This window comes from Hymenobacter lapidiphilus (assembly GCF_003417065.2).
Lineage (GTDB): Bacteria > Bacteroidota > Bacteroidia > Cytophagales > Hymenobacteraceae > Hymenobacter.
This window is the reverse complement of record NZ_QVLT01000005.1, coordinates 134,783-159,127: the sequence shown is the minus strand read 5'-3', so window position 1 is coordinate 159,127 and position 24,345 is coordinate 134,783. Positions and strand designations below refer to the sequence as shown.

Below are 24,345 nucleotides of genomic sequence, written 5' to 3'. Positions count from 1 at the left end.
AACTCACTTCTTCTTTTTCTTCTGCAGGTACGCTTTTGCCTCATTGTGGGCTTCCGATTTTCGTTCAGCCTTCTTAAGAACCTCCTGGTAGTAGCGGGTTGCGGCTTCGGGGTCGGGCTGCTTGTCGGCAATGCGGGCCAGGTTGAGCAGGGCGTACAGGTAAAAGCCCTGCTGGGTATCACCGGTGCTTTCGGAGAATACCACGCAACGCTGGTAGTAGTCGCGGGCTTTGTCGAGGTCTTTGTACTGGTTCTGCATCAGGCTGCCCAGGAAGAACGTGGCGTATCGCCCGCTAATACCCTCGTAGCCGGGCATACCCCGGTTTATTTTTTCGAGAATGTCGCGGCTGACCCGCTCACACTCGCGCAGGTCGCCTACCTGGTAGCTCATCAGGGCGTAGAAGCGCTGGAAGTAACCGTTATCGGGGTAGGTGGTAGCCATCTGCTGGGCGATGGGCAGTGCTTCGGCGGGCTTGTTTTCCTGGTTCTGCAGAATTTTCATCAGGAACACCTTGGCCTCGGGGCCGGTGTAGAAACCGTTGACCGACACGTTGCGCAGTTGCTGCAGGCCCAGCTGCTTGTTGCCCCTCGGGAAAAACAGCATCACCGGCCGCAACAGCGGGTAATTGTCGGAAATCCAGGGGGCGTAGTAGTTGATGAGGGCCTGGCCGAACAGAAACTCGGGGCTGAGGCCGTTGGCTTCGCGGCTTTTTTCGAGGTAGCTGAGGGCGCGCTTGCTCTCGACGGTAGCTTTGCGCCAGTTGCTGCGCTCGGCGTTCAGGCGGGCCGAGAAACCGTAGGCCGCCGACAGGAAAAAGCTGGCTTCGTAGTTCTTGTTGTCTTTCTTATAGAGCACCTCGCCCCGGGTAATGGCCGTATCCATGTAGGCCAGAAACACCTTGTCGTATTGTTTGCTGGTGATGTTGCTGGGCATGATTTTCCACCAGGTGCTGAGCCCGAGCAGAAAGTACGGCATCGGGTGCTGGGGGTAGCGGCGGCGCAGGCTCCGAAACTGCCGCTCGGCCTTATCATACTTGAAATTATAGAGGTTGTAGACGGCCCCCTCCAGTTCGGTCTGGATGTCCTTATCGAGCAACAGCCAGCCCGAGATGTTGGCCGCAAGGGGCGCCACATCCACGTTTTCGAGGCGAATGCGGGTGGTGTCGGTCTGCTGGGCCCAGGCGGCGCTCGGCAAGCAGAGCAGCAGAAGGAACGAGCACAGCAATAATGAACGCATAGGGTACAGCTTGGGTGGCCCCAAAATACGATCAAAAAGGTGGGGGGAGTTCCCCCTCATACGGGACCTGGCAAAAAAAAGAGGCTGAAGCTCCCACAGCCTCAACCTCTTTTGCGTTTACCGACCCTCAAAAAGGCCCGGGAAACGGCCAGCGACTAAAATTCCCACCCAAAGTCGCTGGATGTTTGATGCGGATGCACCACCCTCTTTATATCTGACACACCAGCCGGCTTTTTTCGTTAAGCCAGCCAGCGCGGCGAGGAAGTTGCAGATTCCCCGCCCAGAACGCAGCCCCAGACCAGCAATGCAGTTATGCTATTGCAAAGCCTGCGCCCAACGTGTAAAAGCTGGCCTGATTCGGCCCGGTTTAGCACCGAATCCGATTCTACCATACAAAGGTCACTAAGCTTCAACCAGATAACTACTGCCTTGTTCGCCATTCGTAGTGCCTGATTGACCAATTGTGTTAACTTCACGGTCTCATTCCGCCATTGAGGCACCATTTTGCGCCGTGAAGCTACAATTTGAGCCCATTCACCCAACCGCCGACAGTTCGTTTACGCTGTTGCACTACACGCAGGTAAGCAAGGCCGATCTGCTCTGGCACTATCACCCCGAGTACGAGCTGGTATATATCCCGCGGGGCCACGGTCGGCGGCATATCGGCCAGCATATTTCGCGGTTCGAAGATGGCGAGCTGGTACTTATCGGGCCCGATCTGCCCCACCTGACGTTCAGCTACGGCCAGCCGGTAGGCACGCCGTTTGAAGAAATCGTGGTGCAGCTGCGGGGCGACTTCTTGGGGCCCGACTTCTGGGAGCGGTCGGAGATGGTGGCTATCCGGCAACTACTGGCCCGCTCGCACGAGGGGCTGTCGTTCGGGGCCGCTACCCGCCAGGCGGTAGGCCCGCTGCTGCGCCAGCTGCTCACGGCTCCGCCCTTCGCGCGGCTGCTGCTGCTACTGCAGGCCCTGCAGCAGCTGGCCCAGGCCGCCCCCACCCCCGACTGCCAGCCATTGCACGCGGCGCCGGGGGGCAGGGCCTCAGTGGCAAGGAACAGCAGCGCCTGAGCCGGGTGTATCAGTTTGTGGAGCAGCACTACCAGCGCGCCACGCTATCGGTGCAGGAAGTAGCCGACGTGGCCTACCTCTCGGTGCCAGCCTTCTGTCGCTACTTCAAAAAAATGACCCGCCACACGCTCACCGACTTCGTGCAGGAGTATCGCGTGGGCCAGGCCTGCCGGCTACTCCTCGACGACGATCTGGCCATTACTCAGGTCTGCTATGCCTGCGGATTCAACAACCTGTCGCACTTCAACAAAACCTTCCGCAAGTTCACCGGCCAAAGCCCCACCGAGTACCGCCGCCAGCGGCTGGGCGGGGGCTGAAAGCACAAGCAGCGGAGCGCATTCTTCTTTCGGCGGAATGATCGTCCCGCTGCTTCCCTCCTCTCCCTCAAATTCCTTCCTTGCCCGCGGAACGGGTGGCGGCGGGCAGGTGTCTGGGGTAGATGTTTATGCTGAACCCGCTTGTGCTGAACCTGTTTCTGCTGCTGCAGCACCTGCTGCGGCCCGCGCCCGAAGCCCCGCTGGTGCTACGGCCCGTTGCGCCCGGTTTCGGGCCGGCACTGTTCAGCATAGCCGCCGTGCGCGACGAGCGGCCGGGGCAGCCGGCCGTGGCGCTGCTGCTGCCCGCAACGGCGGCGGCCGGCACTACAACAGCAGCCCAGCCGGTCGAATTGCGAAACGGCACAGCGACGGCGCTGCAACAGTTTGCCGCCGCCACGCTGCCGGCCGCCACTACCAGCCGCTACCCCATAACGCTGCGGGTGCTGGAGTTGCAGGTGCGCGAAACACCCGGCCCGAACGGTGCCGCCAATGGCACTATTGCCCTGCACCTGGCTTTTGAGTGGCGCAATGCCGAAGGCCGAACTAGTACGCTTACCGAATACCGCGGCGCGGCCCGCTACGGCCGCGCCCGCCCCAACCGCGCCGTGGTAGAAACCGCGCTGGGCCAAGCGCTGCTGGGCGGCTTGCGCTACTTCAACGGCTGGCTGGCCACGGCTGCCGCCCACGATGTCCGGCTGGCCACGGCCGTGCAGCCCACCTTCCGCTACGACACCCGCCAAACCGAGCCCGACACGCTGTTCTACGACCCGGCCCGCCCAATGGCCTGGTCCGATTTTACGGGCACGCCCCGGTCCGAAGGCCAGTATGCGGCGGCCGTATTCCCGAGCTTCGGCTACCGGACCCGGCCGCGGGTGCGCCAGGGGGTGGTAGTGCTGGATATAGAGCTGCAGGTGTATGTGGTGCGCACCTCCTCGTGGGTGGCCGAGGGGCAGCGCACGGCCTACAACCTCAACCACGAGCAGCGCCACTTCGATATTGTGCGGCTGGTGGCCGAGCGGTTCCGGCGCAAGGTGGGCCCCGACAGCCTCACCGTGGCCGATTACCAGAGCATTCTGGGTTGGCAGTACCTAGATTCTTTCCGCGAGATGAACCGCCTGCAGGACCAGTACGACCGGGAAACTTCGGGCGGCACCGACGCCACCGCTCAAAACCGCTGGAACCAGCGCATTGCGACCGAGCTACGCGAGTTCGGGGTGATAAAGTAAGGTACCGGAGACAGTTGAAGGCAGGAATGAGGGTGGTGGTTGAAAATAATTCAGCTTCTCCGATATAGCTGGTTTCTTTGATCCGTCTTCCACCTTATTCCCTTCGCTGTATGCTACGCAGACTCGCCTTAGTACTACTCCCCGCATGCCTTGGCGCCAGTTCCGCTCTGGCTCAAGGCAGCTTCAACCAACCCCGGCTCGACAGCCTGCTTACCAGCCTGGAAGCCAACCACCGGGCTATGGGCAGCCTCACGTTGTCGCAGGATGGCAAAGTGGTGTACAGCCGCGCCTTCGGGCAGGAGCAACCGGGTGTGCCTGCTACTACGTCCACGCGCTACCGCATCGGCTCCATCAGCAAGCTCTTCACCGCCACCATGCTGATGCAGCTGGTGGAAGAAGGCAAGCTAAAGCTGGATGCGCCATTGGCCACCTGGTTTCCGCAGCTGCCCAACGCCACCCGCATCACCGTCGACCAACTGCTGCACCACCGCAGCGGCCTGCACGGCTTTACCAGCGACGCGGCCTACGCAACATACATGGCCAAGCCGCAGACCCAGGCCCAAATGCTGGCAATTATGAGCAAGCCAGCCCCGGATTTCGAACCGGGGGCCAAGTTCGAGTACAGCAACACCAACTACCTGCTGCTGGGCTACATAGTAGAGAAGGTTACGGGCCAGCCCTACAAACAGATCCTGCAAAAACGTATTACCGGCAAGCTGGGCCTGAAGGAAACGTATTACGGTGGCCCCATTGATGCCAAAAAGCATGAAGCGGCCTCGTTCAGGTGGTCGGGCAGCGCCTGGCAGCCCGAGCCGGAAACAGACATGAGCATTCCCGGCGGAGCCGGGGCGCTGGTGTCTACCCCCGCCGACCTCACGCGGTTTATCGAGGGCTTATTCGGGGGTCGGCTCGTGAAACCGGCCACCCTGCAGCAGATGATGGTTTTGCAGGATGGCTACGGCGCGGCCCTGACAGCTATACCATTCGGCACCAAAAAAGGCTACGGCCACGGCGGAGTTATCGATGCCTTCCAGTCCAGCCTCATCTACTTCCCCGCCGACAAGCTGGCGCTGGCCTACTGCCAGAACGGGAGCAACTTCCCGCTCAACGACGTGCTCATCGGAGCGCTGGCCAGCTATTACGGCACACCCTACCGCCTGCCCAACCTGCGCCCTGCCACCCCGCTGGCGCTTACTGCCACCGACCTGGGTCCGCTAACTGGTACCTACGCCAGCACCCAGATGCCGCTTAAAATTACGGTTACCGCATCTGGCGCTACGCTTCTGGCCCAGGCCACTGGTCAGCAAGCCCTGACGCTTACGGCCAAGTCGAAAACCCAGTTCACCTTCGAGCCCGCAGGCATTGTTCTGGATTTCGATGCGGACCGGCACACGTTTACGCTGCAGCAGGGCGGGGGGAGCTACCTGTTCACGCGCGAGTAGCAACTGCACTCAGTATGGCATACAAAAGGCCCCGCCCGGATTCACCGGACGGGGCTTTTGTATCAGCATTAAAAGCGAGGTTAGTTTTTCACCTTTACTTTTCCGTCGTCGGCATCGGTTTTAACCTTGGTGCCGTCAGGATACTCCACTTTGGTGTCGCCATCCTTGTCGATTTTAATCACTTTCCCATTCGAGTACGTGATTTTGATGTCGCCGCCGAAGCGCTTCTCACGCTTTACAACGGTAGGGCCGGCAGGCTTGGCAGCCACGGCTACTCGGGGAGCCGGAGCCGGCGTGTAGGGCGTACCGGCGTAGTAGGTGCCGCGGTTCTTGCTATACACACCGTACTGGTCTTCGTTTACTACACCTTTCACCGTGTTATCGGTTTCATCGTTCACGGCCCGCTGGGCAGCGTAGAAACCGGTTGTGTCGGTACGGTACTGGTTGTTCACCTCAGCAAAGCGGCGGCCCCGGTCGTAGTAGCCCCGGCCAATGGTCGACACGGTGGTCGTATCGTCGATTTCGAGGTCATTCGCAATCTGGGTTACCGTGCGGTCAGCATCGGCCCGGTAGTCCATGTTTTCGTTCATCACCACGGCCGTGTCGGCCGAGGGCGTGGTGGCCGCATCCACAGCGGCCTGCTTGTCCTGGTTGCAGGAAGCCATAGCCAGGGTGGCAGCGGCGGAAATCAGAAGCAGAGACTTATTCATCAGAAAAAAATTCAGGTTAGAAAAGCTACGTAGCCGGATATAGGCTAGTAGCTATACTTAAACTTTACTTGGGCCTGATACGGTAGCATGTGCGCCGGGGTTGTAGCGGCTGCGGGCAACCGGAACAGGCTACCTACCTTTACGGCCGTGTCCGAACACCGTCATTTTCTGCTGTACAAGCCCTTTGGCTACCTGAGCCAGTTCCGGAGTGAAGATGCCCGCGAAGCGCGTAAAAAGCGTTTTCTGGGCGAACTGCACGATTTCCCGGCCGGTACGATGGCCGTCGGCCGCCTCGATGAGCATAGCGAGGGCCTACTGCTGCTCACCACCAACGGAATGGTGAGTGAGCGGATCCGCCGCAAGGATGTGGAAAAGGAATATTACGCCCAACTCGACGGGCTCATCACCGAAGAAGCCCTGGCCCGCCTGCGCACCGGCGTCGAAATCAGCGTCGAGCACCAACCCTACCAGACGCTGCCCGGCGCGGCCCGTCGCCTGCCCGAAGCCCCCGATCTGCCGCCCCGGCCCCGCAAAATCCGCGACGACCGGCACGGCCCCACCAGTTGGGTCAGCATTACGGTTACAGAAGGCAAAAACCGCCAGGTACGCAAAATGACGGCCGCCGTAGGCTTCCCCACACTTCGGTTGGTGCGCGTGGGCATTGGCGGCGTGGCCCTGGCCGGCCTGGCCCCCGGCGAGGTGCGCGAAGTGCCCGATGTAGTCGCGCTGGTCCTCGCCTGACTGGCAGCCAACGTCCGGAATACTGCACGCGCTTTTGCGCCCTGCCGGCACCAGTGTGTTTCTTCGGCAGCGGCCGGAGCGCCGGGGCAGCGCTACGGCCCGGTTTGCCCGGAATATAGCCGCAGGGTGTTCTTTTTGCGGGAAATATGGCGTAACTTTACCCCTGCTGTTATTGCTTAGCCCCGGCCGTGCTGGCTTAGCCCGCGCCCCTCAGCCTTCCTGCAACACGGCTCATTTGCCTCCCGGCACCGCTGTTCGCGCCTCTATCTCGCCATAGTCCAATATAGGAACTTTGCTAGATTATGGGCTGTTCAGTCCGGTAAGCAGCTTTTTGTACCACCCCGCTCCTGTCCGGCAGAGGCGACTCCGACATCAATCAAACACATTATATGGGTAGATCACAGGCCACCTTCGGCAAAAGAGAGAACGAGAAGAAACGACTGAAGAAGCGCCAGGAGAAGGCGGAGAAGAAGGAGGAGCGGCTAGCAAACTCAAGCAAAGGCCAGGGCCTGGAGGAGATGCTCGCCTACGTTGACGAGAACGGCAACATCGTGGACACTCCCCCGGATCCGACCAAGAAAAAGAAGGAGATTCCGCTCGAAAGCATCCGCATTGGCGCTATCCGCCAGGAGGACATAGAAGAGGAAGATCCGGTACGTTCCGGCTCGGTTACGTTCTTCAACGATTCGAAAGGCTACGGCTTCATCAAGGACCTAGCTACGCAGCAGAGCGTATTCGTGCACGCCAACAATCTGGGCAGCCTCACCATCAAGGAAAACGACAAAGTGACCTTTGAGGTAGAGATGGGCCAGAAAGGTCCGAGTGCCTTCAATGTGAAAATGGCGGTGGCGGGCTAAGCCCCCCTCCGTTTTTCGGCAGTGCCAGTAGCGGCGACTACTCCGAAGGGGGTAGTCGCCGCTGCCGTTTGGAGCCGGCCCACTGCGCAACTCACGGCCGGGGCTACCTGCAGTCCGGTTAACTGAATATAATTATGGCATTCTGGGATAAAGACAACTTCATACAGCGGGCAGAATCGGGAGTAGTGGAGGAGGCAAAATTAGCTTTTTTGAATAGCTGACGGCAGATTTACTCCTTTGGCAATAGGGCAATATGCTATAGATCAAAGCCATATATAGAAATTACATATATCGGCCGTTTGCCGATTAATAATACATTTGCCATATAGCGCAACAGCTCATTCGGCTGCCGCGCTAGTCCGCCCTCTCTTTTTCACAACCAATCTTCCTTTTCTATGAACAAGCTTTATGCCTATGGGCTCGGTGTGGCCCTGCTGGCCGCCGCTGCTCCGGCCCTCGCTCAAAACAGGGCTGCCGGCCCTACCTACTCGCTGGGGAGCCCACAAAACCTGGTTCGGCAACTCGAAACCGAAGTGGCCGCCGATGTGGCCCGCCGCCAGCCCAAACCCACCGTTTCGCTGCGGGTGGCCGCCAACCAGAATTTCACCGGCCAGGTGAACTACCGCGAAGACCTAGCCTCGACCGGCGAGTATCTGGTAGGCGAGCTGGTGGGCGTACCGAACTCGTCGTTTTTTGTGCGGGTAGAGGGTACGCAGGTAGAAGGACACATTGTGCTCCGGGATACCAAGCGGGCCTACCGCTACTCGACCGACGCGCAGGGCAACGCCCAGGTGCAGGAAGTCGACATCAACCAGGTTATCTGCATCAACTACGATAAGCCTGTGGGCTACCAGGCCCCCGAGCCGGCCCCGGCCAACCGCTCGGCCGGCATGGCTGCCGCGGTTGCCTCGCTGCAGAGCCTGCCCGGCGCCAAGGGCTGCATCTACATCGACCTTGATGGCCAGTATGTATCGGGCACGCCCTGGAACAACGGTAACCCCATCGACGCTGCGCCTTCGGGCATCGAGAACGACGCGGCCAAGGTGCAGGCCTTCTGGGAGCTGGTGAGCGAGGATTTCCGGCCCTTCGACATGAACGTGACCACCGACGAGGCCGTGTTCAATGCCTACCCCAAAACCATGCGCATGCGCGTGATTGTGACGCCCACCAACACGGCAGCCCCCGGGGCTGGCGGAGTGGCCTACCTCACGTCGTTCCGCTACAACAACGACACGCCCTGCTGGGTGTTCATGAGCGACCCCAAAGCGGGGGGCGAGGCGGCCTCGCACGAAGTGGGCCACACGCTGGGCCTGAGCCACGACGGCCGCACCAGCCCCAGTGAAGGCTACTACCAGGGCCAGGGCTCGTGGGCCCCAATTATGGGTGTGGGCTACTACAAGCCCATCAGCCAGTGGAGCAAAGGCGAATACAACAACTCCAATAATAAGGAGGATGATATGGCCATCATCAGCGGCCCGACCTACAACGTGGGCTACCGCGCCGATGACCACGGCAACACGACCGGCACGGCCACGCCCCTGGCCCGCAGCGGCGACAACCTGACCGGCAACGGCCTGATTGAGCGCGCCGACGACCAGGACAACTTCAGCTTTACGACCAGCGGCGGCGCGGTAAGCTTCAGCGTAAATACGGTGGCCCGTTATGGCAACCTCGATGTGGTGGTGCGGCTGCTGAACAGCACCGGCGGTCTGGTAGGCACCTACGATACCAGCGGCAGCCTCAATGCAACGGTGAGCACTACGCTGGGCGCCGGCACCTATTTCCTGCAGGTAGATGGCACCGGCGCGGCCAACCCCGCAATTGATGGTTACTCTGACTACGCCTCGGTGGGCACGTTTACGGTGGCTGGTACGGCCCCGGCCGGCGGCACCCCGCCCCCACCGCCGCCGCCACCAACCCCGCCTACTCCTCCAACCCCACCAGTTGCCGTTACGTACTGCGCCAGCAAGGGCAACAACGTGAGCTACGAGTGGATTGATCTGGTTCGTCTGGGCAGCATTAACCGCACCTCGGGCGCCGATGGTGGCTACTACAACGGTACGGCCCTGAACACTGATATTGCCGCCGGTTCGGCGCAGACCATCAACATCTCGGCGGGTTTCCGTTCGACGGCCTACAACGAGAACTGGCGCGTATACATCGACTACAACCAGGATGGCGACTTTACCGATGCCGGTGAGACGGTCGTATCGGGCGCTTCATCGAGCAGCGCCACGCTGTCGGCTACCTTCACTGTCCCTTCTTCGGCCCTGACCGGTAAAACCCGCATGCGGGTAACCATGAGCGACAACGCCGCCACCACCAGCTGTAATAACTTCACCTATGGCGAAACCGAAGACTACTCGGTTACCATTATCGGCGGAGCAGCCGGCACCGAGGTTTATGTAGCGGCCCAAGGCGCGACGGTAGGCGACAGCCGCTTCGAGAAGGCCCTGACGCTATACCCCAACCCCACGGCCAGCGTGCTCAATATTGTGCTGGCTGGTAAAGCCCCGGCAGTATCGGCTTCGATTACCGATTTGCGCGGTGCGAAGGTGGCCAACGTCCGCTTCGAAAACGGCCAGCTGAACGTGGCCAACCTAGCCAGCGGCGTGTACCTGCTCACCGCCAGCGACGGGCAGAAGACTTTCCACGAGCGGTTTATGAAGCAGTAGCCTCACCCCTACCAGCTCTGATGCCCGAACGCGGCAGTTTCTTCGGAAGCTGCCGCCGTTCGGGTGCTTGGGCAGAAAGGCCTGCGCCAGTAAAAGCCATTGGGTTAGCGCCGGATGAGGCGGCGGGCGTACCTTTGCGCCGGAGCGGCCACCTTCGATGGCCCCCGCTGGTTGTGCGTATGAAACAGTTTTTTGCTTCCTCGCTGGGCCGTTTGCGGCTGGTTGGCCTTCTGGAAGGTCTTTCGTTTTTGTTGCTGCTGGGCATTGCTATGCCGCTGAAGTACTTTTTTGGCCAGCCGGCGGCCGTCCGGGTAGTAGGCATGGCCCACGGGGCGCTGTTTGTGCTGTATTGCGTGCTCGTGATTGGGGCAGCGGTGCAGTATAGCTGGTCGTGGCGCAAAACGGCGCTGGCGCTGCTCGCTTCCATCATACCCCTGGGCACTTTCTGGGCCGATGCCAAGCTGTTCCGCGAAGAGGAAGCGGCCGGCTAGGCTACGGGTCGAAGCTGGTTGATGTACTTTCGCAGGCCTGCCAGTGCTTGGTGGCTCTTTTCTTTTTTACGTTTCCCTTCGATGAAGCCACTGCTTCTTTTCGGACTCGGCCTGAGCTTAGCGGCTGGCACCTGCGCCCCGCGTACCACCGTCCGGACCAGCCCGCTGAGCCTAGCGGGCCCGGCAGTGCTTGTCACTCCTACCGCCCCGACGGCCGAGTTCCTGGTAATTGCCGAAAACGAGCCTTTCGCCGGACCGGCCGAAGAGCTGGGCGACATCGTTATCCGCGACTCGGGTTTCACGCTGAGCTGCGACTACGAAACCGTAGTGGGCCTAGCTTCTGACAAGGCCCGGGCGCTGGGGGCCAACGCGCTGCGCATTTACGAGCACCGCCAGCCTTCCATGATGAGCACCTGCCACCAGATTCGGGCCCGGGCCCTGCGCCTGCCCGACCTGACACCCTACGAGCGGGAGATACTCTGGCAGCCCGGCCGCCGGCTGCGGATGGCCGATTTCAAGGGACCCGTTGCCAACCGGCCGTTTCAGGCAGCTACCAGCAGCAACATCCGGTACCGCTATGCCGGGCTGGGGCTGGGCAAGGTCCGGCTCATTGTCGAAACCTACTTCAGCTGCTCCGACTCTTACTTCAAGCCCTCCGCCACCGATTCGCTGGTACTGGCCCACGAGCAGGTGCACTTTGATATTACGGAGCTTTATGCCCGCCGCTTTGTGCGGCAGCTGGGCGAACAGGCAGCCAACACGCGCGAGCTGCAGCAGAAACACGAAACCCTGTTTCGGCAGCTCCACTCCGATAGCCAGCTGCTGCAGGATGCCTACGACAGTGAAACCTACAAAAACCCCGCGCTGGTAGCGGCCTGGCAACAGCGTATTGCCCGCGAGCTAACCGAGCTACAGGCGTACGCCGACAAAACACTGACTTTCAAAATGGCGCTTTAACGTCTATAGCGACACTCTCTGGTGCTGCAACTCCTGTCATTACTTAGCCCTGGACCATGATTTTTGTGCTGCTCCGCTGGCTGCGTCGGCGCTTCGACCTAACCCAGGACATGGGTACGCCTGCCGACATTGTGCAGGAGGTGGAGGAGGGCCTGGTGTTCCGGGGTACCAACCTGTGGGTACTCATGTTCGCCATTCTGGTAGCCTCCGTGGGGCTCAACGTCAACTCGACGGCCGTAGTAATTGGGGCCATGCTGATTTCGCCACTGATGGGTCCTATTGTGGGCATTGGGTTTGGTGCGGCTACCGTGCGGGTCGAGATTATTCAGCGCGGGCTTTCCAACCTGCTGCTGGCCACGGTTATCAGCCTGATGGTATCGGCGACTTACTTCCGGCTCACGCCCCTCACCGACGCCGGCACCGAACTACTGGGCCGCACCGTGCCCACCACCTGGGACGTACTGATTGCCCTTTTTGGGGGTGCTGCCGGAGCCGTAGCCCTCACCCGGCGCGAGAAAAGCAACGTGCTGCCCGGCGTGGCCATTGCCACCGCCCTGATGCCGCCGCTGTGCACGGCCGGCTACGGCCTGGCCATGGGCGAGTGGAGCTACATGTTTGGGGCGCTCTACTTATTCTTCATCAACTGCGTGTTCATTGTTCTGGCTACGCTGCTGGTAGTGAAAATATTACCCATTCCGCGGGCCACGTTCACCGACAGCGCCCGTGCCCGCCGCGTGCAGCTAATGGTTTGGGGCATAGCGCTGCTTACGGCCGCGCCCAGCGTATATCTGGCTGCCCGTATTGTGCGCCGTACTGTATTCACCCACAATGCTCAACGCTTTGTGGAGGAGCAGTTCAACCTGACCAACTCCTACATTGTTACCCGCCGGCTCAGCCCCGAAACCAGCACCATTAATATACTGCTGGCCGGCCAGACACTCTCGCCGGAGCAGCTTCGCGCCCTTTACGCCCGCCTGCCCGCCTACAGCTTGCCCGACGCCCGCCTGATTGTGCGCCAGGGCCTGGGCCGCCTCGACTCGGCCGATTCTCATTCGCTGCGCCTGAGCCTGCTGGAAGACGTGCGCAGCCTGGGCGAGCAGACGCTGGCCAGTTACGACGACCAGATTACCCGGCGGCTGCGGCGCATGGTGGCCGCTACCATCGTCCCGACGGGTCTGCCAGCCGATTCGGTGCTGTTGCGCGAGGTACGGATTGAACATCCGCTGGTGCGGCAGCTGGGCATCAGTACCCTTATTAAACCCGCCACCGACTCGCTCGGGGCCGATACGGTGGTAGTAGTGGCCCTGCGCAGCCGACAGCCGCTGCCGCTACCCGAAGCCCAGCGGCTGCGTCAGTGGCTGGAGTTGCGCGGTGGCGGCCTGCGCCGCGTACGGCTGCTGGAACAGCCCGAAGGCACCCGGTAGCGGCGGCGTTGCGTGTAACGGGCAGCTGCACAAAAAACGCCAGGCCCCTGTCGTTGCCGGAGCAGACAACGACAGGGGCCTGGCGCTATAAAAGAGGCTAGGACAGCGAAGAAAACGCATTATTTCGCTCCTGCCATGAAGCGCGGAAAGAGACTTCACCGCTACTGGCTAATCAGGCATCTGTTTTATGCCCCCGGTACACCGATTCGCTGATAGGCTTCCAGGTATCGTCGTTATGAGCGTCATCAGAGGCAGAAGCACTGCTGCGTTTGTTGCCCGTGGAGCGCAACGCCAGCCAGCTCAAGCCGCTAACCAGCAGGGCACCACCCACTACTTTCTGAGTTGGGCTGAGTCGATTTACCTGCTCTACGGCCTTCGAGCCCAGGTCTTTCACCTGCTTGGAAAGCTGACTCACATCAACATTCTGTAGCCACTGCTGTTGGTTGAGCCAGTCTTTGGCCTTGGCTTCCATCCCATCTGCCTGACCACTGGTATTCTGGTTGGAGGTGCCGGCCGGCTGGCGGCTGGCCGAATCCTGCTGGCTTCGTGCGCTGGCATCAGTTGCCTGGCTGCCGGCCGAAGAAGGGCTGCCGGCTTCAGGGTGGGCAGGCGTGAACGAAACATGCTTGCCGGCTGCGTCGCCGGGCTGGTTGATTTTTGAAGTGCTCATAGCAAAAGAAAGTTAAAATGGTTGGATTGCCAGCGGGCGAACCCGGGCCTATTGTATAGTATTCGTGAAACGGCCTCCCGAAGTTGCCATTTGGTAAAGGTCTTTTCGCCGGCACCGGCAACATGGCACCAAACATCCGACCGGGCTATCCGTTGGGACATTATTCTTTCCATTGCCTCCACTGCTTATGCCTTTCACCCCTATTACCGCCGCGGCCCGCCGTTTTCAGGATAAAGTATGCTTCGTTACCGGCGCCACTTCGGGCATTGGGCGGGCCACAGCCGTGCGCCTGGGTCGCGAAGGAGGCCGCGTGGTCATTATCGGCCGTAATAAAGAGGAGGGTCAGGAATCGGTGACGCTGGTTGAGCAAGCTGGTGGGAAGGCACTGTTCGTTCGCTGCGACGTGGGCAAAGACGCCGACCTGAAGCGGGCCGTGGAACGAACCATTAAAGAGTGGGGCCGCATCGATGTGCTCATCAACAACGCCGCCATGATGACCTTCGACCCCATTATCAAGCTCAACACCAAAGACTGGGACCAGCTGATGAACGTCAATCTGCGCTCGTTATTCCGGCTCACCCAGCTTTGCCTGCCCCATATGCAGGGCGGGGCCATCGTGGCCATCAGTTCGGTACATTCTTTCCAGACTACGCCCAACGTGGTGCCTTATGCCGCCAGTAAGGGTGCCATGGATGCCTTCGTGCGGGGCCTGAGCCAGGAAATCCCGCATACCCACGCTCGGGTCAACTCGGTGGCGCCCGGCGCCGTGGATACGCCCATGCTCTGGAGCAACCCCAATGTGAAAAGCGGCAAGGAAAAAATTACCGGCCAGATAGGCACACCCGAAGAAATAGCCGCCGCCATTTGCTTCCTGGCCTCTTCCGAAGCCAGTTTCATCAACGGCACCACGCTGGCTGTCGACGGCGGCCGTTTGGCGGCGCTTTAAGACACCTCTGTTTGCCGCTTCACTTTTGGGGGGAGGGGTGGCGCTCGGCGGCAGTGGGCAGCGGGCGGCCCTGGGCGTAGTGCTGGGCGTTGTGCTCGGCGGCGGTGCGGGCTTCTATCTCGAACGGGATGTGGTAGTAGCCATAGCGGGCCCAGCCCCACAGGTAGCGCACCAGAAACCCCAGCCGGCCATGTTGCTCAAACTGCCGGATGTGTTCCATCTCGTGCGCCACCCAGAACGGGTCGCGTAGAAATTCCTCGCGCGTGACGCCGCTCAGGTGAATGCTACGACCCAGTACCATCGCCACATTAGGCACCGCCAGTTTCAGGCGGGCCAGCCGGGCGAAGGGCGAGTTTTCTACAATGCGCGCTACCTGCATAAGGCAGTATTAAGAGAAAGGGAAAGGGCGAGATGTACGCAAAATCATCCGGCCTAGTTGGGCCTGTTGCAAGACTATTTGCAAAATAAATTGACCTATACCAGGAAAATTTGTTTTTAGCTGTTTTTTTTCTTGGTCGTTCGGTCTGTTTGGACCTAGCTTTACTCCACGCCTCTGTCCGGCCAGTCCGGAAGAGCAGTAGGCTACTGTCTTATTTTTTGCTTTTGCCATCCGGGTCTCCGGTTGCCTATCGAGTAACGAACATCTTTTGGAGCAGTACGGCCCTTCCCGCCAACGCTGCCAGCACCTTACCGACGGACAATGAAAAACAGCATCCTCTATTGCCTCGCCGCGGCCGCCATGGTCCTCTCCTTTTTATTCGAGCAAGCCCCCGCCGCGTCTGGCAACCTAGTGGTTGCTTCTTCCCAACAAGCCTCTCTGCTGGGCGGGCTGCTGCCCGCCGATGAGGGCGACAACGCCCGCACCCTGTCGAACGCCGACTCGGCGGCCTACGACAAAGTAGCCGAGCGGCTGGGCATCGAGACTGATTACAACGAGAATAAGTCGCTGCTGGCGACCGTAGCATCCTGGCTGGGTACGCCCTACCGCTATGGCAGCAACAGCAAAAGCGGCACCGACTGCTCCGGCTTTGTTACCCGCGTATTTAAGGAGGTATACGGCCTCACGCTGCAGCGCAGCTCGCGCTCCATGTTCGGCACGGTTAAGCGCGTTGACAAGGATGAGATGCAGACCGGCGACCTGGTATTTTTTCGCCGGGGTCCGGGCCAGCCCATCTATCACGTGGGCATTTACCTCAAAGACAACAAGTTTGCCCACGCCGCTACCAATGGTGGCGTAATGGTTAGCTCGCTGCGGCAGGCCTATTACAGCCGCAACTTCTACGCCGCCGGCCGCGTCGACCGCTAAGCGTCACCCGATTCGATATCCTGCTTACCGCCGCGCCGTCCTCCCCGACGGGGCGCGGCCGTTACAGACAACTGGTACCGGAATTTGCCGGGGCGGAATGCGTGGGAAGTGGCTAAAACCATTTTGGCCTGATAGAGTATAGGACAACACCAGCACTTGGGCCGGTACCCTCTCTTTCTATTATTACCCTTCCATGGATAAGCAAGACCCTCAAGGACAGGACGTAGCTTCTTCGCCTCTGTTCAAAAAATTTCTCGGCAAGGCCGAGGAATATGTTAAAAAGCCTACGCGCATGAAGCAGTTGCTGACTGATGCGTACGAGAAAGCCAGCAACAAGAAGGACATGGGCTCCATTGCTCATGAAGCCTGGGAAACGCTCCAGACAATGTTCCGGCTTATCAAACTGTCGGCGTCGGGCGAGTACACCGGCCTGCCGACCACGACCGTAGTGGCCGCAGTAGCCGTTACCATCTACTTCCTGAGCCCTATAGACCTGATTCCGGACTTTATTCCGGTACTGGGCCTGCTCGATGATGTAGCCCTGGTTGCCTGGTTCAGCACCACTATCCAGGACGAGCTGACAAGGTTTGCCGAGTGGGAGAACACCCGCCCTATCTTGGTAAAAGACACCGACGACCAGCCCTGGACCGACTCGGCTTCGAAAACCGAAAGCCCGGTTTCGGCTTTGGGGCAGATGGGCAACATGGGCTCGGAGGTTAACAAGCCCACCGCTACTCAAGGCACCGGCACCTCTTCCGCTACCCAGCCCGATGTGGCCGCCAATACTACCGACAGCAGCCGCGAGCCCAATTTCACGACCCACGACCGTCCTGCCGGCGGCGACATGGGCGGTAACGTACGCTAGTTTTTTAGCTGTTAGCTGTTAGCTGTTAGCTGAAAAACGAAGAAGGCCCCGCACTCAATTGAGTGCGGGGCCTTTATTTTGGGCGGCATGGCAGGAATTTCCTAACAGCTAGCAAACTACGCTGCCTGCGCCTCTACGGGCGTGTGGCTGACAACGTAGTTCACGAAGTCGCCAACGGTGGTCAGCGGCACTTCGTCGGGGATGACGATATGGAAGTTGCGCTCCAGTTCCAGAATGATATCGACGACATCAACGGTATCGAAACCCAGCTCGCGGCTCAGGTCGCTACCGATGCGTAGGCGGCGGGCCTTAATGGCCTTACGCTTGCTGATGATGCGCAGCACCTGCTGCTGAATAGTTTTGGGAGCGGTAGTAGTGGAGGCGTACATGAAACGAGCCAACAGAAGGAAAAAAACGGTGCGAAGCCGGCGAAAAGGCTTTAGCGCCCATTCGGGCGAAGGAGTACTGACCCGGCAAAAATGGTTGCAAGGATGCGCAAAAAAGTTCCGGGAAGAAGTACATCTTCCTGGAACCTGCATTGAGTTAGACGTTGGCCAGGATGGGCGGCGTGGCGGCTTCTATCTCCTCCTGGTCGGCCGGCACCTCGGGCTCGCCCTTGAGGCGGACTTTCAGGCTTTCGGTAATCAGGTACATCACCGGCACTACAACCAGCGTGATGAGCGTGGCGAACACCAGACCGAAGATGATGGTCCAGGCCAGCGGGCCCCAGAAGGTGACTGACTCGCCGCCAATGAAGAAGTTAGGCTGGCCCGAGTTAAAGAGCTCGTAGAAGTCGATGTTCAGGCCGATGGCTAGCGGAATCAAGCCCAGTGTGGCGGCCGTGGCCGTGAGGATAACCGGGTTGAGACGGGTGCGGCCGGCCAGGATAATGGCTTCGCGCAGGGGCATGCCCTGGCTGCGCAGCATGTCGGTAAATTCGACCAGCAGAATACCGTTTTTCACCACGATACCGGCCAGCGCGATAATGCCCACGCCCGTCATCACGATGCTGATGTTCATGCCCGTAACGGCCAGGCCCAGCAGTACCCCGATAACCGAGAAGATGATTTCGGCGAGATGATAATCGGCTTGCTGACGGAGTTAAACTGCATCACCAGAATGAGGAAAATGAGGCCGATGGCGCCCACGGCAGCAATGCCGAGGAAGTCGGAGGTTTCCTTCTGGTCTTCCTGGGCCCCACCCATTTTCACGGTGTAGCCGGGCGGTACGGGGAACGAGCGGAGCGACGTTTCGATCTGGCGCACCACATCGGGGCCGGTGAAGCCGCCGAGCACGTTCGAGGAAATCGTAATCACGCGCTTCACGTCTTTGCGCTTGATGCCGCCGTAGGTCGTGCCGTAGCGTACGTCGGCCACCGAGGCGATGGGCACCTGGCGCACCAGGCCCGTGGCGTCGCGGAAGGTCAGGGGCGAGTTCAGGATGGCGTCGATGTCGGAGCGGTAGGGCTCGGCGTAGCGCACCTGAATCGGGTATTCGTCGTCGGTCGTCTTGAATTTGCTGGCCTCGGTGCCGTAAATGGCCGTGCGCACTTCCATCCCAATCTGGGCCGTGCTGATGCCCTCACGGTTGGCACGAGTTCGGTTGATATCGACGGCAATTTCGGGGTTGCGGTCTTCCAGGTTCGAGCGCAGCTGCTCGATGCCACCGATGTTGGCCGAGTCGATATAGCGGCTCACGTTTTTGCTGAGCGCGATGAGCGTCGGGTAGTCATCACCCGATACCTCGATGGCAATGGGCTTACCGGTAGGCGGGCCGCTGCTTTCCTGGTCCACCGAAATTTCGGTGCCCGGAATACCTTTCACCACCTCCCGGATTTTATCCATGTACAGGGCCGTCGAAGGGCCGGTCCGCTCGCTCATCTCCTTGAAAGCAACGGCCACTTTGGCCAGGTTCGACTGCGAAGTGCCGGCGGCCGAAGCCTCGCCGGGGTCGGAGGCCCCGATGGCCACGTTGGTAATCACCGATTCTACGTCGGGGTTATCCTTCCCGATTACACCGTAGATGCGCTTTTCGAGGATGCGGGCCACCGAGTCGGTTACGGATACGCGGGTGCCGACCGGCATTTTCAGGTAGGTGTACACGAATTTGGGGTCGCCCTTGGGGAAGAAGTCCACCTTGGGGCTACGAGCCATTATGGCGAAAATCGACACCACGAACAGCACCACCATGCTGAGCATAATCAGCTTCGGCCACGAGATGGCCCAGCCCACGAGCCGGGCGTAACCATCCTGGAAGCGGGGCAGCACCTTGGTCTGGAAACCGGCAATCAGGTGCACGAACACGAAGCGGTTCAGAATTACGAGCACGGCCAGCGTGAGCATCAGGCTGCCCAGGAAGGTCGAGCCGAACAGGAAGCCGCCGATGGCAATCAGCACCATGATGCCGATGGCAATGGACAGCGGCCGGTCCCACTTCGGCTTCTCGCCCGAATGGTGGTCTTCGCGCTCCATGAAACTCACGGCAAATACCGGGTTCATAATGAAGGCCACGATGAGCGACGACATGAGCGTCAGAATCAGCGTGACGGGCAGGTAGAACATGAACGAGCCCACAATGCCGGGCCAAAACATGAGCGGCACGAATGGGGCCACAGTGGTGAGCGTACCGGCCAGTACCGGAATGAATACCTCGCCGGCCGCGTACTTGGCGGCTTGGGCCGTCGTCAGCTCGGGGTGCTCGTGCAGCAGCCGGTGGGTGTTCTCAATCACCACAATGGCGTCATCCACCACAATGCCCAGCGCCAGCAGGAAGGCGAAGAGCACAATCATATTGAGCGAGAAATCGAGCGTCGGCAGCAGCACGAAGGCCAGGAACATGCTCAGCGGCACCGACAGGCCCACGAACAGGGCGTTGGTGGTACCCATAAAGAACATCAGAATCAGCGTTACCAGAATAAAGCCGATGATGATCGTGTTAATCAGGTCGTGCAGCGTAACGCGGGTATCATTGGAGGTGTCGCCGGTAACGGTGATGGTCAGCTCCTGGGGCAGCGTTTTCTCGGCGTCGGCAATAATCTGCTTGATTTTGTCGGAGGCGTCAATCAGGTTTTCGCCCTGGCGCTTCACCACGTTCAGCGTAACGGCCGGCTTGCCATCGAGGCGGGCAAACGACTCGCGGTCCTTAAAGCCGTCGTTGACGGTGGCAATGTCGCCGAGGCGCACGGCCGAGCCGTTCAGGTTCTTGAGCTGGATGTTGGCAATGTTTTCGGCGCGCACGTACTGGCCGGCCACGCGCACGGCCCGCTTCTGGTTGCCCACGTCCACGGTACCGCCCGAAATGGTCACGTTTTCGCGGGCAATGGCGGCGCTGATATCCGAGAAGCTCAGGCGCGAGGCCCGCAGCCGGTTCAGGTCCACGTCCACGTTCACCTGCTGGTCGAGGGCTCCGATGATGTCCACCCGGGTGATTTCGGGCAGGGCCTCAATCTTGTCCTGGAAGTCGTCGGCGTACTTTTTCAGCTGGCTGATAGGCATGTTGCCGGCCAGGTTGATGTTCATGATGGGTTGCTCCGACAGGTTTACTTCCTGCACGGTGGGCGGCGTGGGCAGGTCGTTGGGCAGCTCGGAGCTGGCCTTGTCCACGGCGTCCTTGATGAGCTGCTTGGCGTACTGCACGTCCACGCCCGAATCAAATTCCACGTCCACGATGGCGTAGTCCTGGTTGGAGGTCGAAGAAATCTTCTTCACCCCGTTCACGCTCTTGATTTCCTTTTCAAGCTGGCGCGTTACCAGGTTCTCGATGTCGGTGGGCGAGGTGCCGGGATAAATCGTGGCCACGATAATGCGCGGAATCACGATATCCGGGAATTTCTCCTTGCCCAGATTGATGTAGGCGAAAATGCCCATAATGGTGAGAATAAGCGTGACGATGTAAATCGTCGTCTTATTATCAATGGACCAACTGGTGGGTCCGAATTCTTTTCCGGTGTCCTGCATGGGTGAAGAAGCTAGGAGTTAGAAGCTAGGAGTTAGAAGACTGGAGGGAGGCGCAGATGGATTTTCCGTACGCTTCGAGCAGCCGGCCTACTTCGTTCGCTTGTTCAATGAGTGATTCGGTGTCGGCGTAGCCTAAGTCGCGGCTCAGCAGAAAATAGTAGTGGGTTTCTTCGAGCGAGCCTTCGGCCGTGTTGAAGAACCGGAGTTTGTCGCGGGGCCCGCGCTTGCGAAAACCTTCGGCAATGTTGGCCGGAACCGACACCGCCGCCCGCCGAAGCTGGGAGGTAAGAGCGAACAACTCATGTTTGAGGAATGATTCGGTTACCCGGTACACCGTCAGGACCAACTGGTGGGCTTTCTGCCACACCACCAGCTGCTGAAAGTTCTTCGCGGGCTCCCGTTTCGTTTCCATGAGTCAACGCATAAATTCTAACTCCTAGCTTCTGACTCCTAGCTTCTACAGTGAAACTGTTTGTCCTTCATTCAGATTCTGGTAGCCGGCCGAGATAACCTGGTCGCCGGTTTGGAGGCCCTGGGTTACTTCGACTTTGCCGTTGTAGGTGTTGCCCACCTGGATGACGCGCTTGGCGGCCACTTTCTTGCCACCTTTATCGTCCACGACCAGCACGTAGCTGTTCTGCTCGTCGCGCTGCACCAAGTCAACAGGGAGTACGGTGGCGTTCTGGCGGTTGTAGTTGAGAATGCGCACATTGGTGACCATGTTGGGACGCAGGCGGCCCGCTTTGCCAGGGTCGGCCAGGCGCAGCTCAATTGTGAAGGTCCGGCTGGTGGGGTTGATGGTGCTCGTAACCACGCGCACGGTGGCGGCCAGGTCGCTTTCACCCAAATCGGGGATGGTGACCAGGGCCTTGTCGCCCACTTTAATGCTGTTGGCGTAGGCTTCCGATACATCGACCACGATTTTGCCGCTGCCGCTGTTGCTGAGCAGCTTCACGACGGGGGCGCCGGGGGCTACGGTTTCGCCCAGCTTGGGTAGCACGTCATCAACAGTGCCACCGAAAGGTGCTACCACCCGGTATAGGTCGCGCTGCCGGTTGAGGGTGGACAGGTTGCTCTGGAGCGCCCGGTAGTTGTTGCGGGCCTGCAGGAACTGGATTTCGGTCCCGATTTGCTGGTCCCAAAGGCGCTTCTGCTTCTCATAGATCACCTTGGCCAAATCCATGCGCACCTTCAATTCGGCCACGCTGGCATCGAGCACCGAGCCATCCACGGTGGCCAGCGTCTGGCCCTTGCGCACCTGGTCGCCGCGCTTCACGCTGAGCGTGGTAAGCGTGCCGGCCGCGCGGGCCGATACGGTGGCATTCTGGTCAAAATCAACCCGGCCCTGCACTTCGAGGTAGCTCTTAAAGTCCTCGCTGGCTACCTTAATAACCGACACCGGCGTGGCCTGTAACGCTATTTCAGCATCCGAAGGGCCGGTTTTGGCTTCCAGTTCCGATATTTTGGCCTGGTTGGTAGCCTGCTCCTGCTTGAGCTTGGCGAGTTCCGCCGCCGGATCTTTGTCGCCGCAGGAAACGGCTAGTAAGCTGATGGCCACGAAAAAGCTATTGGCTGCTAGCTTATAGCTGTTAGCTTTCAGGAAAGAGAGAGGACGCATATAACAGAGGAATGGAGTCTGAATGAAAAAGCTAACAGCTAATAGCTCTCAGCTAAAGGCTTGAATTAGTTATTGGCTTTGCGGAACAGCTCGCCGGTAGCCTTATCGCGGTCTACCTTGGCAACCAGCACGTCGTAGAGGGCAGCGTAGTAGTTGGTCTGGGCTTCCCGGAGGCCGGTTTCGGCCGAAATCACCTCCAGGTTGGCGCCTACGCCCTCCTGAAACTTAATGCGCGACACGCGCGACACTTCCTCGGCCAGGCTCAGGTTGGCCTTCTGGTTTTCGAGCACATCGAGGGCGTTGATGAGCGTGGTACGGCTTTGCGCGTCCTGCAGGTCGATGCTCTGGCGCAGCGTTTCGAAGCCCCGCTCAATGGTCTGCTGCTGAATGCGGGACTGCTGCACGAGGTACTTGCGACGGAAACCGTCGAATACCGGAATCTGCAGGCTCAGGCCCACATTGCCGAAGCCAAACCAGTTCTGGTTCGAGAAGCCGTTGCCAGTTCGCGAGTCGGGCCCACGGAAGGCGAACAGGTCGCCGGCCGTCTGGCCCGAGCCCGAGAAGCCGTAGGCGGCCGTGGCCAGCAGACGCGGGTAGGCGCCGGCCCGGCGGTTGGCCAGGTCGAGGCCGGCGAGGGCCTGCTGGGTTTCGAGGGTGCTGAACTCGATGCGGTTGTTGTAGTTGATGGCGCCAGCCAGCTGCCCGGTGCGGGCACCGCTCAGGGCTGTCTGCTGGTCCTGGGCGCGCTGGTCGGCGTTGTCGGGGGTAGCCAGGGCCGGAGTGGTAGGCAATTCGCCGAGGCCACTCACGCCGCCGCCGGTTTTGAAGTCGGCCGCGCCCAGGGTGCGGCGCAGCGAGCCGGCATCTACCAGGGCCGTACTCAGCGAGTCGCTCAGCGCCACGGTCTGGCTCTGGGGCAGGCCCATCTGAAACTTGAGCAGCGCTACGCTCAAATCGGTGAGGCGGCTGGCTTTCTGCTGCTCTACCACCAGGTTGTTGCGCTGCACCTGCAGGCGCTGCACATCGAGCTTCTCGGCGAAGCCCGCCTTGAAGGTTTCGTTGGTCTGGTAGAGCAGCGTGTCGAGGCGCTGCACGTTGCGCGAAAGCAGCTGGAGCCGCTCGCGGGCCACCAGGGTGCTGTAATAGGCCTTGCTCACCTGCTCCACCACGTCAATTTCGGCCTGCTGGGTTTGCTTCTGAGCCAGCTCCTCGTACACTTTGGCCGCTTTCAGGCCGATGAGATAGGCGCCGTCAAACAGCAGCTGCGACACCGAGGCGCTGGTGTTGCCGGCCCACTGCAACCCGAAAGCAAAGGCCTGGGGCGGCATGGGTTCGGAGGGCAGCGTTACCGTGCCCAGATTCACCGTCTGCCCGTTCTGGGCCGCGGCAATATCCTGCTGCGTGAGCGTAGTGGCTGATGCGCCGCCGCCCAGGGCCCCGAAGTTCACCAGGCTCTTCTGCAGCTTGAAGTTGTCGGCCACGTTGGCCGTCACGTTCACCTGGGGCAGGCCCGCCGACCGGATTTCGCCCACCTTGGCCTTGGCGCTCTGCTCGCCAAGGCGAGTAGAAAGCAGCGTAGGCTTATTCTTCACAGCATAATCGATGGCCTGCTTCAGGCTCAGCGGCAGCGTACCCGAAGTGGCATCGAGCGTAGTGCCCAGCGCGGGCTGGGCCGTTTGGGCCAGAGCGGCCCCGGCCGGGGCCAGCAGACCCGGTCCGGTGGCCAGCAGCAAAAGGCGAAGGTTCTTCTTCATATAAAAGGAAAGCAGGAGTTGCTTTATTAATGCTTAGTTGGCGGTGCGCAGTGCTTAAATGCGCTCATGTTCAGATGCTTGCCGA

The 24,345-nt window shown here is 60.1% G+C and carries 23 protein-coding genes; 13 read left to right on the top strand and 10 right to left on the bottom strand.

The genetic code is table 11. The annotated features are described in order from the left end of the window. Positions 1-3: 3 nt before the first annotated feature. On the bottom strand, positions 4-1,236 hold the full coding sequence (locus D0N36_RS04785; protein WP_116940251.1) for a tetratricopeptide repeat protein: 1,233 nt from the start codon (positions 1,234-1,236) through the stop codon (positions 4-6). Between the two features lie 511 nt (positions 1,237-1,747). Here D0N36_RS04785 and D0N36_RS19485 point away from each other — a divergent pair. From D0N36_RS19485 to D0N36_RS04770, 4 genes are all read left to right on the top strand, one after another. Continuing rightward, positions 1,748-2,305, top strand: coding sequence for an AraC family ligand binding domain-containing protein (locus tag D0N36_RS19485; RefSeq protein WP_242478799.1), 558 nt, complete (start codon positions 1,748-1,750; stop codon positions 2,303-2,305). 17 nt (positions 2,306-2,322) lie between these two features. Continuing rightward, entirely contained in the window at positions 2,323-2,622 is a 300-nt protein-coding gene (locus D0N36_RS19480; RefSeq protein WP_242478798.1) for a helix-turn-helix domain-containing protein, read from the top strand. A 128-nt stretch (positions 2,623-2,750) separates the two neighbouring features. Beyond that, positions 2,751-3,848, top strand: coding sequence for a hypothetical protein (locus tag D0N36_RS04775; protein ID WP_116940249.1), 1,098 nt, complete (start codon positions 2,751-2,753; stop codon positions 3,846-3,848). 110 nt (positions 3,849-3,958) lie between these two features. Next, positions 3,959-5,290, top strand: coding sequence for a serine hydrolase domain-containing protein (locus tag D0N36_RS04770; protein WP_116940247.1), 1,332 nt, complete (start codon positions 3,959-3,961; stop codon positions 5,288-5,290). Between the two features lie 80 nt (positions 5,291-5,370). On the opposite strand, the gene D0N36_RS04765 is transcribed toward D0N36_RS04770, so the two are convergent. Beyond that, complete coding sequence (locus D0N36_RS04765) at positions 5,371-6,000, bottom strand: T-complex 10 C-terminal domain-containing protein (RefSeq protein ID WP_116940245.1); 630 nt, start codon at positions 5,998-6,000, stop codon at positions 5,371-5,373. A gap of 147 nt (positions 6,001-6,147) precedes the next feature. Here D0N36_RS04765 and D0N36_RS04760 point away from each other — a divergent pair, with 147 nt between their 5' ends. From D0N36_RS04760 to D0N36_RS04735, 6 genes are all read left to right on the top strand, one after another. After that, a complete protein-coding gene (locus D0N36_RS04760) occupies positions 6,148-6,741 on the top strand; it encodes a pseudouridine synthase (RefSeq protein WP_242478797.1) in 594 nt (197 codons plus the stop codon). A 389-nt stretch (positions 6,742-7,130) separates the two neighbouring features. Beyond that, the gene (locus D0N36_RS04755) at positions 7,131-7,598 is read left to right on the top strand and encodes a cold-shock protein (RefSeq protein ID WP_116940241.1); all 468 of its coding nucleotides are present in this window, start codon (positions 7,131-7,133) and stop codon (positions 7,596-7,598) included. 395 nt (positions 7,599-7,993) lie between these two features. Next, positions 7,994-10,273 (top strand): GEVED domain-containing protein, encoded by a 2,280-nt coding sequence (locus tag D0N36_RS04750; protein ID WP_116940240.1) that lies wholly within the window; start codon positions 7,994-7,996, stop codon positions 10,271-10,273. A 179-nt stretch (positions 10,274-10,452) separates the two neighbouring features. Then, complete coding sequence (locus D0N36_RS04745; protein WP_116940238.1) at positions 10,453-10,764, top strand: DUF3817 domain-containing protein; 312 nt, start codon at positions 10,453-10,455, stop codon at positions 10,762-10,764. Between the two features lie 81 nt (positions 10,765-10,845). Then, complete coding sequence (locus tag D0N36_RS04740) at positions 10,846-11,721, top strand: hypothetical protein (protein ID WP_116940236.1); 876 nt, start codon at positions 10,846-10,848, stop codon at positions 11,719-11,721. A gap of 56 nt (positions 11,722-11,777) precedes the next feature. Further along, positions 11,778-13,145, top strand: a complete 1,368-nt coding sequence (locus D0N36_RS04735; RefSeq protein ID WP_116940233.1) for a DUF389 domain-containing protein — start codon at positions 11,778-11,780, stop codon at positions 13,143-13,145. 172 nt (positions 13,146-13,317) lie between these two features. On the opposite strand, the gene D0N36_RS04730 is transcribed toward D0N36_RS04735, so the two are convergent. Then, on the bottom strand, positions 13,318-13,815 hold the full coding sequence (locus tag D0N36_RS04730; RefSeq protein WP_116940231.1) for a hypothetical protein: 498 nt from the start codon (positions 13,813-13,815) through the stop codon (positions 13,318-13,320). Positions 13,816-14,002: 187 nt separating this feature from the next. On the opposite strand from D0N36_RS04730, the gene D0N36_RS04725 reads away from it, so the two are divergent. Further along, a complete protein-coding gene (locus tag D0N36_RS04725) occupies positions 14,003-14,761 on the top strand; it encodes an SDR family NAD(P)-dependent oxidoreductase (RefSeq protein ID WP_116940229.1) in 759 nt (252 codons plus the stop codon). A 19-nt stretch (positions 14,762-14,780) separates the two neighbouring features. Here D0N36_RS04725 and D0N36_RS04720 read toward each other — a convergent pair whose 3' ends face one another. Then, positions 14,781-15,140 carry a hypothetical protein gene (locus D0N36_RS04720; protein WP_116940227.1) on the bottom strand — a complete coding sequence of 120 codons (360 nt, stop codon included), beginning with the start codon at positions 15,138-15,140 and terminating at the stop codon, positions 14,781-14,783. Positions 15,141-15,461: 321 nt separating this feature from the next. Here D0N36_RS04720 and D0N36_RS04715 point away from each other — a divergent pair, with 321 nt between their 5' ends. Next, complete coding sequence (locus tag D0N36_RS04715) at positions 15,462-16,067, top strand: C40 family peptidase (protein WP_116940225.1); 606 nt, start codon at positions 15,462-15,464, stop codon at positions 16,065-16,067. Between the two features lie 292 nt (positions 16,068-16,359). Continuing rightward, on the top strand, positions 16,360-16,932 hold the full coding sequence (locus D0N36_RS20230; protein WP_410504152.1) for a YkvA family protein: 573 nt from the start codon (positions 16,360-16,362) through the stop codon (positions 16,930-16,932). Between the two features lie 116 nt (positions 16,933-17,048). On the opposite strand, the gene D0N36_RS04705 is transcribed toward D0N36_RS20230, so the two are convergent. The 6 genes from D0N36_RS04705 to D0N36_RS04685 all read right to left on the bottom strand — a co-directional run bounded on the left by D0N36_RS04705 (position 17,049) and on the right by D0N36_RS04685 (position 24,260). Continuing rightward, on the bottom strand, positions 17,049-17,321 hold the full coding sequence (locus D0N36_RS04705; RefSeq protein WP_116940223.1) for an acyl carrier protein: 273 nt from the start codon (positions 17,319-17,321) through the stop codon (positions 17,049-17,051). A gap of 154 nt (positions 17,322-17,475) precedes the next feature. Then, positions 17,476-17,952, bottom strand: coding sequence for an efflux RND transporter permease subunit (locus tag D0N36_RS19885; RefSeq protein WP_262895295.1), 477 nt, complete (start codon positions 17,950-17,952; stop codon positions 17,476-17,478). Next, positions 17,949-20,888 (bottom strand): efflux RND transporter permease subunit, encoded by a 2,940-nt coding sequence (locus tag D0N36_RS04700; RefSeq protein ID WP_262895294.1) that lies wholly within the window; start codon positions 20,886-20,888, stop codon positions 17,949-17,951. Before D0N36_RS04700 ends, D0N36_RS19885 begins: the two co-directional genes overlap by 4 nt. Before the next feature lie 25 nt (positions 20,889-20,913). Further along, entirely contained in the window at positions 20,914-21,300 is a 387-nt protein-coding gene (locus tag D0N36_RS04695) for a four helix bundle protein (protein ID WP_116940220.1), read from the bottom strand. A gap of 45 nt (positions 21,301-21,345) precedes the next feature. Then, entirely contained in the window at positions 21,346-22,506 is a 1,161-nt protein-coding gene (locus tag D0N36_RS04690; protein WP_116940218.1) for an efflux RND transporter periplasmic adaptor subunit, read from the bottom strand. Positions 22,507-22,571: 65 nt separating this feature from the next. After that, positions 22,572-24,260, bottom strand: coding sequence for a TolC family protein (locus D0N36_RS04685; RefSeq protein ID WP_116940216.1), 1,689 nt, complete (start codon positions 24,258-24,260; stop codon positions 22,572-22,574). Positions 24,261-24,345 lie beyond the last annotated feature (85 nt).

Bases quoted from the DNA above. Each gene is read 5' to 3' on its own strand.
- D0N36_RS04740 (WP_116940236.1), top strand. From the start codon at position 10,846: ATGAAGCCACTGCTTCTTTTCGGACTCGGCCTGAGCTTAGCGGCTGGC.
- D0N36_RS20230 (WP_410504152.1), top strand. From the start codon at position 16,360: ATGAAGCAGTTGCTGACTGATGCGTACGAGAAAGCCAGCAACAAGAAG.
- D0N36_RS04770 (WP_116940247.1), top strand. From the start codon at position 3,959: ATGCTACGCAGACTCGCCTTAGTACTACTCCCCGCATGCCTTGGCGCC.
- D0N36_RS04685 (WP_116940216.1), bottom strand. From the start codon at position 24,260: ATGAAGAAGAACCTTCGCCTTTTGCTGCTGGCCACCGGACCGGGTCTG.
- D0N36_RS04705 (WP_116940223.1), bottom strand. From the start codon at position 17,321: ATGTACGCCTCCACTACTACCGCTCCCAAAACTATTCAGCAGCAGGTG.
- D0N36_RS04700 (WP_262895294.1), bottom strand. From the start codon at position 20,888: ATGCAGGACACCGGAAAAGAATTCGGACCCACCAGTTGGTCCATTGAT.
- D0N36_RS04725 (WP_116940229.1), top strand. From the start codon at position 14,003: ATGCCTTTCACCCCTATTACCGCCGCGGCCCGCCGTTTTCAGGATAAA.
- D0N36_RS04745 (WP_116940238.1), top strand. From the start codon at position 10,453: ATGAAACAGTTTTTTGCTTCCTCGCTGGGCCGTTTGCGGCTGGTTGGC.
- D0N36_RS04750 (WP_116940240.1), top strand. From the start codon at position 7,994: ATGAACAAGCTTTATGCCTATGGGCTCGGTGTGGCCCTGCTGGCCGCC.
- D0N36_RS19885 (WP_262895295.1), bottom strand. From the start codon at position 17,952: ATGAACATCAGCATCGTGATGACGGGCGTGGGCATTATCGCGCTGGCC.
- D0N36_RS04735 (WP_116940233.1), top strand. From the start codon at position 11,778: ATGATTTTTGTGCTGCTCCGCTGGCTGCGTCGGCGCTTCGACCTAACC.
- D0N36_RS04775 (WP_116940249.1), top strand. From the start codon at position 2,751: ATGCTGAACCCGCTTGTGCTGAACCTGTTTCTGCTGCTGCAGCACCTG.
- D0N36_RS04730 (WP_116940231.1), bottom strand. From the start codon at position 13,815: ATGAGCACTTCAAAAATCAACCAGCCCGGCGACGCAGCCGGCAAGCAT.
- D0N36_RS04765 (WP_116940245.1), bottom strand. From the start codon at position 6,000: ATGAATAAGTCTCTGCTTCTGATTTCCGCCGCTGCCACCCTGGCTATG.
- D0N36_RS04695 (WP_116940220.1), bottom strand. From the start codon at position 21,300: ATGGAAACGAAACGGGAGCCCGCGAAGAACTTTCAGCAGCTGGTGGTG.
- D0N36_RS04690 (WP_116940218.1), bottom strand. From the start codon at position 22,506: ATGCGTCCTCTCTCTTTCCTGAAAGCTAACAGCTATAAGCTAGCAGCC.
- D0N36_RS04715 (WP_116940225.1), top strand. From the start codon at position 15,462: ATGAAAAACAGCATCCTCTATTGCCTCGCCGCGGCCGCCATGGTCCTC.
- D0N36_RS04785 (WP_116940251.1), bottom strand. From the start codon at position 1,236: ATGCGTTCATTATTGCTGTGCTCGTTCCTTCTGCTGCTCTGCTTGCCG.
- D0N36_RS04720 (WP_116940227.1), bottom strand. From the start codon at position 15,140: ATGCAGGTAGCGCGCATTGTAGAAAACTCGCCCTTCGCCCGGCTGGCC.
- D0N36_RS04755 (WP_116940241.1), top strand. From the start codon at position 7,131: ATGGGTAGATCACAGGCCACCTTCGGCAAAAGAGAGAACGAGAAGAAA.